The organism is Streptomyces sp. NPDC055506 (assembly GCF_053643595.1).
In genome coordinates this window covers 34,508-48,009 of sequence record NZ_JBSHKH010000037.1, presented here as the reverse complement: position 1 = coordinate 48,009, position 13,502 = coordinate 34,508, and the positions used below count along the sequence as shown (strand labels likewise).

Below are 13,502 nucleotides of genomic sequence, written 5' to 3'. Positions count from 1 at the left end.
GAGCGCTCTCAAAGTGCCGCCAATGTGCTCCACGTCCCCCGGGTCGTCAAGAGGTAAAGCCGGGAAAAGTACGGGCCGGTCGATGAGTGCACAGCTTGAACGGGGGCGTCAGGCGAAAGCCGGATCGTAGAGGCCGTACCACCGGCGCTCGAAGCAGAAGTGGTTCTTGTGGAAGGTCAGATGCCTGGCGAACGCAAGCTTGATCGGAGTCGGCCAGTAGACATGCTGCGCCGCCCGGGTCCCCACCCAGCGGAACACCTACCTCGGCGACCGCTTCACGGGCAAGCCGCTGCTGGGAAACCGCCGAGTCCACCCCGGGCCCGCTCCGGCTGCCACCCCAGGGCCCGTGAGATCCCCCGCGCCGCCACCCGCACCGCGGGGGCCAGCACGGGCACCTGGGCGTCGGCATGGGGCACCACGATGGACACGGCGGCGGTCACCGTGCCGTCCGCCGCCCGGATCGGCGCCGCCACCGACAGGGCGTCCTCCGTGACCTGACGGTCACTCACCGCGACGCCGGTGCGGCGCACTTCGGCCAGTTCCCGCCGCAGCCGCGCCGGTTCGGTGATCGTGTACGGCGTGAAGGACGCGAGTTCGCCCGCGCAGTACTCCTTCTGCAGCTCCGGGGCGCCGTGGGCCAGCAGGGCGAGCCCGACGCCGGTGGCGTGCAGCGGCCAGCGGGCGCCGACGCGTATGTGCACGCCGACGGCCGAGCGGCCCGAGAGCCACTCGATGTAGACGACGTCGGACCCGTCCCGCACGGCCAGTTGCACGTTCTCGTGCGTGGCCTCGTACAGATCCTCCAGGTACGGCAGCGCGATTTGCCGCAGGGCGAGGCCGCGCGGCGCCAGCGCGGCGAGCTCCCACAGCCGGAGCCCGACGTGGTAAACGCCGGACTCGTCCCGCTCCAGGGCGCCCCACTCGGTGAGCGCGCCCACCAGCCGGTGGGTGGTGGTCAGGGTCAGCCCGGCCCGCCGGCTGATGTCCGTCAGGGACAGCGCCGGGTGCTCGTGGTCGAAGGCCGCGAGCACGGACAGCAGCCGGTCGGGCGCGGTGGGGCCGGTCATGGCCGGTTGTCTCCCGGGTGGGCGAGGTCGTGGGGGCGGGGGTAGGCGGTCGGGTGGTAGGGAACATAGCGGGCCGCGGTCGTCGGGTCCTCCTGCCCCGCACGGGAGTTGAGCGCGCCGGGCGACACGTCCCAGCGGCCCGTGTCCAGGCGGTCCTCCAGGGCGTCCAGGGCGGCCAGCGTCTCGCCGGGGGTGAAGGTGCAGTGGCCGGGGCCGTCGACGTACGCCTGGCGCAGCAGCCCCGCGGATCCGCCGGCCGTGGCCGCCCGCCGATAGGCGCTCTCGGCCTGCACCGGGATCAGCGCGTCACCCGTCGTGTGGATGTTGAGCTGGGGGTCGGTGAGCCGGCCGGAGAGCACGCTGGTGTTTCGCATCCACCCCACGGCGGAGGGGTCGGCGGAGATCCGGGGTGCCCGGCCGAGGGCCGAGAGGTCGGTGCGCAAGGACAGTCCCGCCTCCTTGTAGAGCTCGGTCACCTCTTTGTACAGCGGGGACCGGGCGAGCATGGCGGTGTAGTCGACGCCGGTGTTCCCGGACGGGTTGCCGCCCGCCCGGCTCTCGGCCTCCTGCCGCCAGCTGAAGGCGGGCATCTGGAGGAGTCCCCGGACGGCGGTGAACTGGTTGGACTGCTGGGTGCCCCAGTCGGTGGGGCCCGGCTTCTGCTGCGAGGCGTCGTTGTAGCCGGGGATGTTGTGCAGAGCCGCCGCGAGGGCGATCCGGGCCCGGCCCTCGGGGGTCTGCTGGGCGGCGTCGACCTTCGTGGTGAGCGACTTCCCGGCGGCGACCGCCTCCGCCTGGTCGGCGAATCCCGCCAGCCGGATGCCGGAGCCCGGGGCGAGCAGGGTGCGCAGTGCGAACACCGGGTCCAGGGTGCTGTTCCAGTTGGCGACGCCGCCCTGCACCAGCCCGCACATCGACAGCGAACCGTCGAAGCGGTCGGCGTGCCGCTCGGCAAGCGTGGTGGTGACGAAGCCGCCGTAAGAGGTGCCCCAGGCCAGAGTCCGCCGGGCCGCCCCGAACTTCTCGGTGAACAGGTCCAGCGTGGCGAGCTGGTCGGGGACCGCCTCGGTGATGGCCCAGCCGTTGGTCGCGTACGAGGAGCCGATCAGGGCGTAGCCCTCGGCCAGCAGCTTGTCCCGGGCCGCCGAACCCGGCGTGTTCTGGGCCGGGTTGGGGGCCCCGGCCGGGCTGTAGCCGTGGCTGTACAGCAGCACCGTGCCGTTCCAGGACGCGGGTACGTCCATCACGTACGCGGCGCCGGAGGGGAGCTTGCCCTCCAGATGGCTGTCGCCGGCGTCGGCGGCCTGCGCGGGCAGGGCCGTTGCCAGGGACAGGCAGGTGGTCAGCAAAGCGAGGCGGATCCTCAACGCGGGGTTCCTTCCAGAGTGGGGGTGGCGGCGGGGGAGTCCAGGGCGTCCGCGTGTGTCTCGCGCAGCCGCCACACGGTGACGGCGGTGATGGCGGCGCCGACGCACAGCAGCAGCGAGACGGGCGTGCTGCCGCCCCCGTAGGAGGCGAGGAGGCTGCCGGCGATCAGCGGGGAGAATCCGGCGCCGACCAGGGTGGCCGCCTGGTATCCGAGGGAGGCGCCGGTGTAGCGGACGCGGGTGCCGAACATCTCGGTGAGCAGGGCCCCGAGCGGCCCGTACATCGTGGACTGGGCGACACCGTGGCCGAGCGCGAGCGCGAGGACGAGCAGGCCGGGGGAGCCCGAGTCGACCAGGGCCAGCACGGGGAAGGCGAGCGCGGCCGAGGCGATGGCACCGGCGAGCACCACGGGCCGGCGGCCGACCCGGTCCGACAGCGCGGACGCGGCGGGCAGGACGGCGAGGGCCACACAGGAGGCGACGGTCACCGCGGTCAGCACCTGCGGCCGGGTGTACCCCTCGTCGACGGCGTAGGAGATCATGAAGCTCGTCAGCAGCGACTGGGTGGTGAACGCCCCGATGCCGACGCACGCGGCGAGCAGCACGGGCTTCGGGCGGCGCAGCACCTCCACGATCGGCGGCTTGTCCACCGGCTCCCGCCTGGCCTGCGCGAACAGCGGGCTCTCGGCGACCTTGAGGCGCACGAACAGGCCGACGGCCAGCAGCACGATGCTCAGCAGGAACGGCACCCGCCAGCCCCAGGAGCGGAAGTCGTCGTCGGGCAGCCCGGCGACGAGGGTGACCACACCGGCCGACAGCACCGAACCGAGCGGGGCACCGAGCTGGGTGAAGCTGGACCACAGGCCGCGCCGGGAGCCCTGCGTGCGCTCGGCGTGCTCGACGACCATCAGCATCGCGCCGCCCCACTCGCCGCCGATCGCGATGCCCTGCACGACGCGCAGCGCGACGAGCAGGATCGGGGCCCAGACGCCGATCGCGTCGTAGGTGGGCAGCAGGCCGATGAGGAAGCTGCCCAGGCCCATCAGGACCATGGTCAGCAGCATCATCGACTTGCGTCCGATCCGGTCGCCGAAGTGGCCGAAGACGATGCCGCCGAGCGGGCGGGCGAGATAGCCCGCGGCGAAGGTCCCGAACGCCGCGATGGTGCCGACGGCCGGGTCCGCCTGAGGGAAGAACAGGTCGCCGAAGACCAGCGCGGCGACCGTGCCGTAGACGAGGAAGTCGTAGAACTCGACGGTCGTGCCGAGCAGGCCGGAGATGGCCACGCGGCGCAACTGCCTTGAATCCGGGGCGGGTTGGGCGGCTGAGGGGGATGGCTGCACGGGGAGCTCCCTGGGGACGGGTCTCGGATAGCCCGTGAAGTTATGCATCCATCGTGCAGCAGTCAATCATTTGCACAACATCAGTTCAGGCCGTCCTCCGCGATCCGCAGCAGCAGCGCGTGCAGCGTCTCCCGCTCGGCCTCCTCCAGCGGGCCCAGCAGTTCGTTCGTCACTCTCAGCCCGGCCTCGTCGGTGTCGCGCAGGAACGCGCGGCCGCTCTCGGTCAGCACGACGATCCGGCTGCGGCGGTCGTCGGGGGAGGGGCGGCGCTCGGCGAAGCCCTGCTTCTCCAGGTCGTCGACCAGGCCGACGATCGCGCTCGGGTCGTAACCGAGCCGGGTGCTCAGCTCGCGCTGGAGGGCGCCCTCGGTGGTGGCGAGGAAGCGCAGCACCGCGTAGTGGCGCAGCCGCACGCCCGACTCCTGGAGGCAGGCGTTGAAGAGCTGCCCCGAGCGCAGGCCCAGGCGGTACAGCAGATAGCCCGTGTCGGCGTGCAGCCCGCGCATCCACGGCTCGTGCGCGTCGATGGGCTTCGGGGTGACGTTCTGGCGTGCGATGACGGGCTCCCTGTGCTCGGTACTTCCTGGGATTCCAGCATCTCGCACCCGTGGGTCATCAACAACTATTGACGTCAACAATTATTGCTCTTAGCTTCGATCTCGAAGCCGCACCACCCGCATCAGCTCGTGAAGGGACCCACCCGTGCCCAGCATCGATCTCTCCGGCAAGGTCGCCGTCGTCACCGGAAGCGGCCGGGGCCTCGGCCTCGCCTACGCCCATGCCCTGGCCGCCCACGGCGCGTCCGTGGTGGTCAACGACGTGGACGAGGCCGTGGCCGAGGCCGCCGTGAAGTCCATCGCGGAAGCGGGCGGCCGGGCCGTCGCCGAGGTCGTCCCGGTCGGCACCTCCGAGGCCGCGGAGCGGCTGGTGAACCGCGCGGTCGAGGAGTTCGGCCGGCTGGATGTCCTCGTCACCAACGCGGGCATCCTGCGCGACAAGGTGCTGTGGAAGATGACCGATGAGGACTTCGACGCGGTGGTCACCACCCACCTCAAGGGCACCTTCACCTGCGCCCGCGCCGCCGCCGTCCGGATGCGCGAGCAGGGCGAGGGCGGCTCGCTGATCCTGGTCGGCTCCCCGGCCGGGCAGCGCGGCAACTTCGGCCAGACGAACTACGCCGCCGCCAAGGCCGGCATCGCCGCCATGGCCCGCACCTGGTCCATGGAGCTTGGCCGCGCGAACATCACCGTCAACGCGATCGTGCCGGTCGCCGCGACCGCCATGACCGAGACGATCCCGGCCTTCGCCCCGTACATCGAGGCCATGCGCGGCGGCGAGCCGCTGCCGGACTTCCTGCGCAAGGGCGAGGGCTTCGGCACCCCGGAGGACTGCGCGGCCCTGGTCCCCTTCCTCGCCTCCGAGGCCGCCCGGGGCGTCACCGGCCAGGCCATCGGCATCGGCGGCGACAAGGTGGCACTCTGGTCGCATCCGCAGGAGATCAGGGCGGCGTACGCCGACGGCGGCTGGACCCCCGGCGCCCTGGCCGACGCCTGGCCCACCTCGGTCGGTGCCGAACTCCAGTCGGTCGGCATCCCGGCGCCGAAGTTCCCGGAGGCGTGATGGACCGCTCCATGAACCCGGACGACCTCGTCGCGATCGACGTCCACACCCATGCCGAGGTGTCCTCCAAGGGCCACTCCTCCCTGGACGACGACCTGCACGACGCCTCCTCCGCCTACTTCAAGGTCGAGGGCAAGCGGAAGCCGACCCTGGAGGAGACCGCCGCGTACTACCGCGAGCGGAAGATGGCCGCCGTGATCTTCACGGTCGACGCCGAGTCCGCCACCGGCACCCCGCCCGTCCCCAACGAGGAGGTCGCCGAGGCGGCCGCCGCCAACGCCGACGTCCTCATCCCCTTCGCCTCCATCGACCCCTTCCGGGGGAAGGCGGGCGTCAAGCAGGCCCGCCGCCTGGTCGAGGAGTGCGGGGTGAAGGGCTTCAAGTTCCACCCCAGCATCCAGGGCTTCTTCCCCAACGACCGGTCGGTGGCGTACGACCTGTACGAGGTGATCGAGGAGACGGGCACCATCGCCCTCTTCCACACCGGCCAGACGGGCATCGGCGCCGGAGTACCCGGCGGAGGCGGCATCCGCCTCAAGTACTCCAACCCCCTCCACGTGGACGACGTGGCCGCCGACTTCCCGCATCTGAAGATCATCCTGGCGCACCCCTCGTTCCCCTGGCAGGACGAGGCCCTGGCCGTCGCCACGCACAAGCCGGGTGTGCACATCGACCTGTCCGGCTGGTCGCCGAAGTACTTCCCGCCGCAGCTCGTGCAGTACGCGAACACCCTGCTGAAGGACAAGGTCCTCTTCGGCTCCGACTTCCCCGTCCTCACCCCGGACCGCTGGCTCGCCGACTTCGGCAAGCTGACGATCAAGGAAGAGGTCCGGCCGAAGATCCTCAAGGAGAACGCCGCCCGCCTGCTCGGGCTGACGAAACCGTAAGGGGCGTGACATGCGCAACGAGGGACTGGGGTCGTGGCCCGCACGCCGGGCCCGCAAGACCCCGCACCGCACCGCCCTGATCCACGGCGACACCACCCGTACCTACGCCGACCTGTACGACCGCACCACCCGCTTCGCCCACGCCCTGCGCGAGAGGGGCATCCGGCGCGGCGACCGGATCGCCTACCTCGGCCCGAACCACCCCTCCTATCTGGAGACCCTGTTCGCCGCCGGCACGCTCGGTGCGGTCTTCGTCCCCCTCAACACCCGTCTGGCCGGCCCCGAGATCGCCTACCAGCTCGCCGACTCCGGCGCCAAGGCCCTCGTCTACGGCCCCTCGCACGCCGGTCTGGTCGCGGGACTGCCCGGCAGCACGGACGTACGCGTCTACCTGGAGGTCGGCGAGGAGTACGAGAGGGCCGTCGCCGAGGCGTCCGGGGATCCGGTCGACGAACCGGTCGGCGCCGAGGACACCTGCATCATCATGTACACCTCGGGCACGACCGGCCGCCCCAAGGGCGCCATGCTCACCCATGGCAATCTCACCTGGAACGCGGTCAACGTCCTCGTCGACACCGACCTGATCGCCGACGAACGCGCCCTCGTCTCCGCCCCGTTGTTCCACACCGCCGGCCTGAACATGCTGACGCTCCCGGTCCTGCTGAAGGGCGGCGCCTGTGTCCTGGTCGAGGCCTTCGACCCGAACGCCACCTTCGATCTGATCGAGCGGCACCGGATCACCTTCATGTTCGGCGTGCCGACGATGTTCGACCAGGTGGCCAGGCACCCGCGCTGGCCCGGGGCCGACCTCTCCTCGCTGCGCATCCTGACCTGCGGCGGCTCCCCCGTCCCCACCCCGCTGATCGCCGCCTACCAGGAGCGCGGCCTCACCTTCCTCCAGGGCTACGGCATGACCGAGGCCGCGCCCGGCACGCTGTTCCTCGACGCCGAGCACGCCGTCGGCAAGGCGGGCTCGGCGGGCGTACCGCACTTCTTCAGCGACGTACGCGTCGTACGGCCGGACCTCGCGCCGGTCGACGTCGGCGAGGTCGGGGAGGTCGTGGTGCGCGGACCGCACGTCATGCCCGGCTACTGGGGGCTGCCCGAGGAGACGGCCGCGTCCTTCGTGGACGGCTGGTTCCGCAGCGGCGACGCGGCCCAGGTCGACGAGGACGGCTACGTCCACATCGTCGACCGCATCAAGGACATGATCATCTCCGGCGGGGAGAACATCTACCCCGCCGAGATCGAGGACCAGCTCCTCGCCCACCCGGACATCGTCGAATGCGCGGTCATCGGCGTCGCGGACGACAAGTGGGGCGAGGTGCCCCGCGCGGTCGTCGTCCCCCGCGAGGGCACCGCGCTCGATCCCGACGAGGTGCTCGCGTCGCTCGCGGGACGCCTCGCCAAGTACAAGATCCCGAAGTCGGTGGTGGTCGCGGACGAACTGCCGCGCACCGCCTCCGGAAAACTCCTCAAGTCCCGCGTGCGCAAGCGCTACGGCACCGACTCCTAGCGAAGGAAGCTGTATGAGCATCACCGTCAACGGTCTCGTCGAACTGAAGAAGCTCGCGGGCAGCGACCTCGGCACCAGCGAGTGGATCGAGGTCACACAGGAGCGGATCGACACCTTCGCCGACGCGACCGGGGACCACCAGTGGATCCACGTGGACCCCGAGAAGGCCAAGGAGGGCCCCTTCGGCGCCCCCATCGCACACGGCTACCTCACGCTCTCCCTCTTCATCCCGCTGTTCACCGAACTGCTGGACGTCCAGGGAGTGACGACGAAGGTCAACTACGGCCTCAACAAGGTGCGTTTCCCCTCCCCCGTGAAGGTGGGCTCCCGCATCCGCCTGACGGCCAGGCTCGCCGAGGTCGAGGACGTACCGGGAGGCGCGCAGATCACCGTCGAGGGAGCCATCGAGATCGAGGGCGCCACCAAGCCGGCGGCGGTGCTGCAGAGCCTGTCGCGGTTCTACGCCTGACCGCCGTCGGCGGCGGCCTCCGGCCCGGTCGACCGCTTCGTGCCGGTCCTGGTCGTGGGACCGGCGCGATGCATGTCAGCACACGTCCTTCTCGGTGGCCGCCTTGCGGATCACCTTGCGACGGGCAACCTCGTGGACCCCGGGAGGACGGCTCTTGAACTGAGCCTTCGTGAGATGCCTGGCCACGCCCGCCATCTCGGCGTCGAACCTCCAGATGACCAGTTCGTACAGGGTACCTGCTTTCGTCTTGACCGCACCGACCTGGAACCGGGGGACACCCCAGTCCTCGTCGTCCGGGATGTGATGGGCGAGGTAGTACTGCGCATCGCTGAGGCCACGGACCAGCAGGGCCATGGCCTCACCCTCAGCCGCTCGACCGGTTCCCCGTACCCCCCTCAGGCACAGGTCGACATCTGTGTTGTCCTCCACCGAGAGGGTGATGTCGAAGGACTTCGCGTCGCCGGGTGTGCTGTCACCGGAGTCCTTCCAGTTGAGCGTGGGAACCACCACAGCCACGGCCAGGGTTGCGGCGGACACACCCAGACCGGTGAATTTGTAGACGGGCTGCTGCCAGCGCCAGGCCGCGACAGCGAGCGCGACGACGAAGCAGACAACGCAGACCACGGCGATGATTGTGTACACGTACGCCCTTTCAGACGACGGCGGCCACTGCGGCTTCGCCGTCCCTGGCTGGAGCGTTACAGACAGTCGCGCCTTGGGGTGCCCCGAGTGTCCGAATCAGGTTCCAGTCGCGATATGTCGGTCATCCTTCTGGCGTAGGTCACGTACGTGCGCGCGCCGGCACCAGGTCGAGCAGGCGTTCCGAGGCGTCACGGGCGAGCGGTGACAGCCGGTCGTGCACCGCCCGGAACGTCTTCTCGGCCCGGTCCGCCGGCCAGTCGTCCGGGAGGTGCTTGACGGGCAGGCGCGGGTCGCGCCGGACGATGCGCAGCCACTCGGTCTGCAGGCGCAGGCGCAGCACGAGGGCGTCGTCGGCGTCCGGCAGGTCGTCCTCCCAGGGCTGCCAGCGCCGTACGAACGCCTCGTAGTGCCCGGCCAGGTCGGACAGCTCCCAGGTCTCCTCGATCATCTGGCCGATGTCCATGCCGGTGTCCGCGTGGGCCCGGAAGACCTTCACATGGGCGGACAGGCCGAGTTCGGCCACCAGCGCCGACACGTCGACCTCGCCCGGGGCGATCCACAGGCCGTTGAACAGCGGTCCGAAGCCGCTCCAGGTGAGCTGGGAGCGCAGGTCGTGGCGCTGGCGCTGCCAGGACTCGGGCAGGGAGAAGCCGAGCAGGGTCCAGGTGCCGTCCCAGTGCCGGTTGACGGCGCCGGTCTGCCAGATGCGCCGCTCGCCGTCGCGCAGCACCGCCTCCGAGCGCTCGGTCAGCCCGAAGTACATCCGGCGGCCCTCACGCTGGCGGCGCAGCAGGTCACGGCCCACCATGCGGGTCAGCGTCGAGCGGGTCGCCTGCTCGCCGATGCCGGCGCGGGCGAACACGTCGATGACGCTGCCCGAGTACACGCACACGTCACGCCCGAGCACCTGGTCGCCCAGGAACGTCAGCATGAGGGACTGGGGCCGCAGCGACTCTTCACCGGTCACGCGGCCCACCGTACCTCCGCCGGATCACTCCGTGACCTGCTGGTACCCGGAGTCAGGCACCCTCGACATCGACGAACACGGGGTTGGAATAGAACCACGTGTCCGCCCACGGGTCCCCGTTCCCGGGCTCGTGCGGGACCGGCCCGTGCGGGTCGACCGAGGCACCGAGGTAGCCGGTGCCGTTCCGGTTGCCGTCGCTGCCGCGCAGCCGGACGTAGAAGGACTCGTCCCCGGCGGTGAGCGGGATGCGCAGCGTGTACGTCCCCTTGCGGCCGCTGACGTCCTTCGTGTGTACGACCTTGGTGTCCGGCGCCTTCCAGGTGTCCCGGTCGGTGACGGGGCCCCGCACCGTGCCCCGGATCACGTCGACGTGCCGGAGCTCGGGCAGGATGCCCTGCGCGTTGGGGCGGGAGGCGGTCGTGACGGTGACGTAGAGGCTGATTCTCTCGCCCTTGCGGACGCGCAGCCGGCCGCCCAGGGTGACGCCGCGACCGGCGTCGCGGTCCCGCTTGACCCGGACGTCGAGCCCGTCGAGCAGATGCCCGTGGTCCAGCCAGACCCGGCCCGCGCGCAGGCCCGCCATGACCGCGCGGTAGCCGTAGCGCGTCACGCCCACGTGGGTGCGGCTGAACTGGCCGGGCCAGAAGTCGCTGCCCGGCTGCGGGGTGTCGGTGTTCACCGGGTCGGGCAGCTTGCCGGTGTTGTCGAAGTTCTGCCCGGCCGGCCAGTCGCCGTTCTTCCAGGTGTCGAAGACGATCCGGTGGGCGTCGGAGTTGGTGGTGATCGAGAACAGCCGCCCCTCGGCGAGCATCGAGTCCCACAGGCCGCCGACGGTCGCGGTCGCCCAGTCGAAGCCGCCGTACGTCAGATAGGCGTCCGCCGGGTAGCCGGGCCAGGACTGCGCGGACGGCTTGTTCTCGTACTCGCCGCGTATCGAGGTGGCACCCCGCCAGCCGGGGATGGCGGCGCCCTGGGCGCCGGGCGCGCCCTCCATGCCGATCATGATCTCGGGCGCAGCGTCCCGCCAGGCGCGCATCTCGTGCGGGGAGTCGATCCCGAGGCGCAGGGGGTGGTTGGCGAGGACCAGGACGTCGTCGACGTAGCCCGAACGGCGCTGCTGGGACAGCCACTTGAGCGCCTTGACGGCGTGGGCCTCGTTGCGGGCGGTGTCCGCGTCGGCGGGGCCGCCCTTGTCGTAGCCGAGCAGCTTGCCGTCGTAGGCGCGCTCGAAGCGGGTGAGCAGGTCGACCTCGTGCCGGCCGGGTGTGGTGAACACCGTGCAGTGCTCGGCGGCCGGGATGTACCACTCCAGGCCCTGGAAGATCAGCTGGCGCGGGTTGTCGGCACGCGCCTTCAGGATCTCCTTGTGCTCCAACGCGGCTCCGTGGTCGGCGTGCCCGAAGTTGGAGTGCTCGGTGAACACCATCCAGTCCAGGCCGTACTTCGCGCCCGCGGCGGCCAGCTGGGAGAACGTGTACTTGGCGTCATGGCTGTAGACGGTGTGGATGTGGTGGTCGCCGACGAGGTAGGCGAGGCGCGGGTCCTCGCCGCCCAGCCGTCGGTCACCGGCGGCCAGGGCGGGGGTCTGGGCTGTCGCCGCCGAGCCCAGGGCGAACGCGGCGCCGAACAGGCCCGCGCGGCGCAGGAGCCCGCGGCGGGAGACGCCCTGCGGATCGAGGGCGGCGGGGGAGACGGACGGATCGGCCCAGGCGGGCAGCTGCTGCTCGGTCATGATCGACAAGCCCTTCGGGATCTCAGTGGTTCATGAAGGAGGTGACGGGCAGCGCCCGGGCGACGATCCGGACGTCGCCGAGCCGGCCGTGGAAGATCTGGTCGATCTTGCCGCCGTACTCGTAGCCGCCCAGCAGCCACGGCAGTCCCACGGAGGTGATGCCGACGGAGGCCGCCTTGGGATTGCGCAGCACCGGGCAGCCCTCGACATACAGCGTGCTGTGCTCGCCGTCGTTGACGACCGCGAGATGCCACCAGGTCTCCAGCGGGGTCTCCTGAGCCCAGTTGGTGGCGATGCCCTGCTGGTTGAGCGGGCGCATCGCCCACTGCGGCTCACGGTCGTTGGACAGCGACAGCGTGGCCAGCGGCTCGTCCGGGTCGTCGGCCGTCTTGCCCGCGGCGCCGCCCGTGCCCGTGCGCGAGACCAGGCCCGACCAGGCGTTGTGGTCCGGGTCCCAGTCGGCGGGCAGACGGTAGAACGCCTCGATGGTGTAACCGTCCTCGAAGGTGGCGGCGTTGAGCGGGGCACCGTCGACCGTGCGCAGATAGGCGCCCTTGAGCGGCGACTTGAAGCCCTGGAACTCCAGGCTGCCGTGGCCCGGCTGGTCGGGGTGGTGGTCCGCCGACCAGCCCAGGGAGCCGCCGCCCACCGTGACCAGGGAGAGGTCGTTGCCGCGCCCGGACTGGTCGCGGACGGTTCCGTCCGACGGCTTGTCGAAGCGCCAGTACGCCATCGTGCCCGGCAGCAGCAGCTTCGAGACGGGCCGGGCCGGCCGGGCGGGCACGGGCGCGAAGCCGGAGAATCGTTTCCGGAAGTCGATCTCGACGGAGAACCGGTCGGCGTCGCCGCTCAGCTCCATCTCCTGCCGCTCCAGCTCGTTGAGACCCTTCTTGGCCCGGCCCAGGATCCACGGGGAGACCGTCTCCACGTCGATCACGTTCCGGTCCAGGTCGAAGCGGTAGAGGCGGATCATCGCCGCGCCGCCGAAGTAGCGGTTCTGGTAGTTCGTCAGATGCAGATGGACGTCGTGCCCGGCCGCGTTCTTCCGCGTCGCGCGGGCGGCCGGCCAGTAGTGCCCGTTGAGGGTGAGGAAGATCTGGTCGTGCTCCTCGACCAACTGGTCCCACAGCTGCTGCCCGTACTCCGACAGGGAGCCGTCCTCGACGACCAGCTCGTGCGTCGTGAGGATCACCGGCGTCTTCGGGTGCTGTGCCATGACCTCCATGGCCCACGCGTAGCCCTGCGGCGACAGCCGCCAGTCCAGCGCCAGCACCAGCCACTCCCGGCCGCCCGCCGTGAACAGGTGGAAGGTGTTGTAGCCGTCCGGGGAGGCGCCGCCGAACGTCGGCTTCCCCTTGAACCGCCGCGGCCCGAAGGCGTCCAGGTACGGCGTCGCACCCCGCTGATCGGTCGTCGACGACTTCACGTCGTGGTTGCCGGCCAGGACGCTGTAGCCGACGCCCCGCCGGTCCAGCAGCCGGAACGCCTCGCCGATCGCCGCGAACTCCTCCTTCGCGCCGTTCTGCGTGAGGTCCCCGAGATGGGACAGGAAGACGAGGTTCTCCTCCTTGCCGTGCTCCAGCAGATAGCGCAGCGACGCCTCGACCGGCGCCTTGTCGATGCTCGGCCCGTCGAAGAGGTACTGGGTGTCCGGCATCACGGCGAGCGTGAAGCGGCGGCTGTGCGGATCGGGACGCCAACTCGACGGCGCCGCCGCGGCGGTGACGGCCGGCAGCGCGGCCGCCGCCGTGGCGGTCGCGCCGAGCAGCGCGGTGGCACGAAGGAAACTGCGTCTTCCGGCACCGGCCTGGGGCGCCTCGCCCAGGCCGTGGTCATGCGAAGTGCACACGGGTGCTCCATGAGGTGACAGAGGAGGAGAGGAAGAAGGAGAG

At 70.9% G+C, this 13,502-nt stretch carries 12 protein-coding genes; 4 read left to right on the top strand and 8 right to left on the bottom strand.

The genetic code is table 11. The features are described 5' to 3' along the window. Window positions 1-275: 275 nt before the first annotated feature. From ACWIF2_RS16775 to ACWIF2_RS16760, 4 genes are all read right to left on the bottom strand, one after another. The gene (locus ACWIF2_RS16775; protein ID WP_454361141.1) at window positions 276-1,067 is read right to left on the bottom strand and encodes an IclR family transcriptional regulator; all 792 of its coding nucleotides are present in this window, start codon (window positions 1,065-1,067) and stop codon (window positions 276-278) included. After that, window positions 1,064-2,434 (bottom strand): alpha/beta hydrolase family protein, encoded by a 1,371-nt coding sequence (locus tag ACWIF2_RS16770; protein ID WP_454361140.1) that lies wholly within the window; start codon window positions 2,432-2,434, stop codon window positions 1,064-1,066. The genes ACWIF2_RS16775 and ACWIF2_RS16770 overlap by 4 nt, the downstream gene beginning before the upstream one ends. After that, window positions 2,431-3,720, bottom strand: coding sequence for an MFS transporter (locus ACWIF2_RS16765; RefSeq protein ID WP_454361139.1), 1,290 nt, complete (start codon window positions 3,718-3,720; stop codon window positions 2,431-2,433). The genes ACWIF2_RS16770 and ACWIF2_RS16765 overlap by 4 nt, the downstream gene beginning before the upstream one ends. A 137-nt stretch (window positions 3,721-3,857) precedes the next feature. Further along, window positions 3,858-4,283 (bottom strand): MarR family winged helix-turn-helix transcriptional regulator, encoded by a 426-nt coding sequence (locus tag ACWIF2_RS16760; RefSeq protein WP_454361138.1) that lies wholly within the window; start codon window positions 4,281-4,283, stop codon window positions 3,858-3,860. A gap of 196 nt (window positions 4,284-4,479) precedes the next feature. On the opposite strand from ACWIF2_RS16760, the gene ACWIF2_RS16755 reads away from it, so the two are divergent. From ACWIF2_RS16755 to ACWIF2_RS16740, 4 genes are read left to right on the top strand one after another with little or no spacing between them, the layout of a single operon-like run. Beyond that, complete coding sequence (locus tag ACWIF2_RS16755; protein ID WP_454361137.1) at window positions 4,480-5,397, top strand: SDR family NAD(P)-dependent oxidoreductase; 918 nt, start codon at window positions 4,480-4,482, stop codon at window positions 5,395-5,397. Between the two features lie 11 nt (window positions 5,398-5,408). Continuing rightward, a complete protein-coding gene (locus ACWIF2_RS16750; RefSeq protein WP_454361160.1) occupies window positions 5,409-6,284 on the top strand; it encodes an amidohydrolase family protein in 876 nt (291 codons plus the stop codon). A gap of 10 nt (window positions 6,285-6,294) precedes the next feature. Next, window positions 6,295-7,800 (top strand): acyl-CoA synthetase, encoded by a 1,506-nt coding sequence (locus ACWIF2_RS16745; protein ID WP_454361136.1) that lies wholly within the window; start codon window positions 6,295-6,297, stop codon window positions 7,798-7,800. Window positions 7,801-7,813: 13 nt separating this feature from the next. Next, window positions 7,814-8,269, top strand: coding sequence for a MaoC family dehydratase (locus ACWIF2_RS16740; RefSeq protein WP_454361135.1), 456 nt, complete (start codon window positions 7,814-7,816; stop codon window positions 8,267-8,269). Between the two features lie 75 nt (window positions 8,270-8,344). On the opposite strand, the gene ACWIF2_RS16735 is transcribed toward ACWIF2_RS16740, so the two are convergent. The 4 genes from ACWIF2_RS16735 to ACWIF2_RS16720 form a co-directional block, all read right to left on the bottom strand. After that, entirely contained in the window at window positions 8,345-8,911 is a 567-nt protein-coding gene (locus ACWIF2_RS16735; protein WP_454361133.1) for a hypothetical protein, read from the bottom strand. A 139-nt stretch (window positions 8,912-9,050) separates the two neighbouring features. Next, a complete protein-coding gene (locus ACWIF2_RS16730) occupies window positions 9,051-9,878 on the bottom strand; it encodes a PaaX family transcriptional regulator (protein ID WP_454361131.1) in 828 nt (275 codons plus the stop codon). A gap of 52 nt (window positions 9,879-9,930) precedes the next feature. Further along, on the bottom strand, window positions 9,931-11,610 hold the full coding sequence (locus ACWIF2_RS16725) for a PHP domain-containing protein (RefSeq protein ID WP_454361129.1): 1,680 nt from the start codon (window positions 11,608-11,610) through the stop codon (window positions 9,931-9,933). A 22-nt stretch (window positions 11,611-11,632) separates the two neighbouring features. Beyond that, window positions 11,633-13,459 carry a LamG-like jellyroll fold domain-containing protein gene (locus ACWIF2_RS16720; protein ID WP_454361127.1) on the bottom strand — a complete coding sequence of 609 codons (1,827 nt, stop codon included), beginning with the start codon at window positions 13,457-13,459 and terminating at the stop codon, window positions 11,633-11,635. Window positions 13,460-13,502: the final 43 nt, after the last annotated feature.

Bases quoted from the DNA above. Each gene is read 5' to 3' on its own strand.
- ACWIF2_RS16750 (WP_454361160.1), top strand. From the start codon at position 5,409: ATGAACCCGGACGACCTCGTCGCGATCGACGTCCACACCCATGCCGAG.
- ACWIF2_RS16745 (WP_454361136.1), top strand. From the start codon at position 6,295: ATGCGCAACGAGGGACTGGGGTCGTGGCCCGCACGCCGGGCCCGCAAG.
- ACWIF2_RS16725 (WP_454361129.1), bottom strand. From the start codon at position 11,610: ATGACCGAGCAGCAGCTGCCCGCCTGGGCCGATCCGTCCGTCTCCCCC.
- ACWIF2_RS16760 (WP_454361138.1), bottom strand. From the start codon at position 4,283: ATGCGCGGGCTGCACGCCGACACGGGCTATCTGCTGTACCGCCTGGGC.
- ACWIF2_RS16740 (WP_454361135.1), top strand. From the start codon at position 7,814: ATGAGCATCACCGTCAACGGTCTCGTCGAACTGAAGAAGCTCGCGGGC.
- ACWIF2_RS16775 (WP_454361141.1), bottom strand. From the start codon at position 1,067: ATGACCGGCCCCACCGCGCCCGACCGGCTGCTGTCCGTGCTCGCGGCC.